Source organism: Clostridium sp. AM25-23AC, from assembly GCF_003435125.1.
Lineage (GTDB): Bacteria > Bacillota > Clostridia > Lachnospirales > Lachnospiraceae > Pilosibacter > Pilosibacter fragilis.
Map to the genome: position 1 here is coordinate 1 of NZ_QWGI01000084.1, position 1,546 is coordinate 1,546.

Here is a 1,546-nt window from a genome sequence, read left to right on the forward strand (position 1 = left end):
TTTGCAGTTGTCAGATGGTACTGAAAGGACGAATCCGTCAGTCCCTGCGCCAGCAGCGCCACCACTGTTACAATGCTGCGGTCCCGCAGGGAAAGCTTGTCTTCCCTGCTCCACACCTGCCCGAACAGCACATCATCATTCAATTCCGCAAATTTGGGAGCAAATTCCCCCAAAGCCTCTCTGCCTGCCGTTTGTTTAACTGCCATGTCTCACACCTCCTTGCCCATCTGATAGGCTTGCTCCAGCGCAGGATGTCCGGCAATCTCACCCACGCCGTTCACACCGCCTGCAAACACTGTGCCCACCAGCGCACAGCGTGGGAAGCAGTCCACCCAGCCCTGCACAGCCTTCTCTGTGCCCGCAAAGGTCTCCGGTGCGTTCTCTGCCGCTGTTGCAAGCAGATAGGCTTTCGTAAAGGCGTAGTCCGTATCGAACAATGGGTTGGCACGATCCAGCATCGTCTTGAGCTGACCGCTGACGCAGTAATAGTAGACGGGCGTTGCGAACACCAGCACATTTGCATCGTGCATTTTGGCGGCAATTTCCACGGCATCGTCTTGGATGACGCAGTGCCCCAACTTCAGACAGGCAAGACAGCCCTTGCAGAAGCCAACCTGCTTTTCTCGCAGATACACAGTTTCTACCTGATGGCCCGCCTCCCGTGCGCCCTTGGCAAACGCTGCCGCCAGCGTTTCGGAGTTGCCGCCCTTACGGGGACTTGAAGAAATGATTAGTATCTTTTTATTCATTGTAGAACACTCCTTGCGTTTTGATATTCTCTGTGGTATTCTCATGGTATCACCTAAACCTAACTTTAGGTCAAGATATTTTTTGAAGATTTTTGGAGGGAGATTTATGTATTCAATTGGACAGGTGGCAGAGATGTTCGGATTGCCTATCTCCACGCTGCGCTATTATGATAAGCAGGGGCTGTTTCCGAACATGGAACGAGTATCCGGCATCCGCAAATTCGGTGACACGGAGATTGAAGCACTCCGGGTCATTGAATGTCTGAAAAAAGCTGGCATGGAGATCAAGGACATCCGGCAGTTCATGGATTGGTGTGTAGAAGGGCCGTCCACCTACCCGCAACGCAAGGCACTATTTGAGGAACAACGGTCGCACATGGAGACAGAGCTTGAGCAGATGAACCGCACTCTGGATATGCTGAAATTCAAATGCTGGTACTATGAGCAGGCAATCAAAGACGGCAGTGAGGACAGACTAAAGACACTGATTCCCGACCGCTTGCCGGACGGAATCCGAAAAGCATATGAAAACGCACACAGCTAACCTTTCCTGTGCCATGTATCGTCTGATTCAGAGCAAAAAATACCCCGTTGGTTTCCCAACGAGGCATCGAAGACGATTCTATTCTGTTTTCTGTAAACTGGTAGTCAGAAAACCTTAGTCAGTGACCAAGTTAGTGAGCAAGATAAATCGCCGGACATCCCACACGTAGTTTTGAATCTTTGTATGGCTTTTGCAGTGTCTGCATCATAGCCCAGCACCGCGATCAGCTGCTTTTGAAAGGAACCGGCAAACA

At 51.0% G+C, this 1,546-nt stretch carries 3 protein-coding genes; 1 reads left to right on the top strand and 2 read right to left on the bottom strand.

Features of this window, described 5'->3' with window-relative positions; genetic code table 11:
- Together DW677_RS17935 and DW677_RS17940 are read right to left on the bottom strand one after the other, a co-directional pair.
- Window positions 1-206: carboxymuconolactone decarboxylase family protein (locus DW677_RS17935; protein WP_147324995.1), on the bottom strand; the 206-nt coding region annotated here is incomplete at its 3' end.
- Window positions 207-209: 3 nt separating this feature from the next.
- Window positions 210-749, bottom strand: coding sequence for a flavodoxin family protein (locus DW677_RS17940; RefSeq protein WP_117472600.1), 540 nt, complete (start codon window positions 747-749; stop codon window positions 210-212).
- A 106-nt stretch (window positions 750-855) separates the two neighbouring features.
- On the opposite strand from DW677_RS17940, the gene DW677_RS17945 reads away from it, so the two are divergent.
- On the top strand, window positions 856-1,293 hold the full coding sequence (locus tag DW677_RS17945; protein ID WP_117472598.1) for a MerR family transcriptional regulator: 438 nt from the start codon (window positions 856-858) through the stop codon (window positions 1,291-1,293).
- Window positions 1,294-1,546 lie beyond the last annotated feature (253 nt).

What these genes read in the sequence shown, in the direction of transcription:
- DW677_RS17945 (WP_117472598.1), top strand. Translation starts at nt 856, where the DNA reads ATGTATTCAATTGGACAGGTGGCAGAGATGTTCGGATTGCCTATCTCC.
- DW677_RS17940 (WP_117472600.1), bottom strand. Translation starts at nt 749, where the DNA reads ATGAATAAAAAGATACTAATCATTTCTTCAAGTCCCCGTAAGGGCGGC.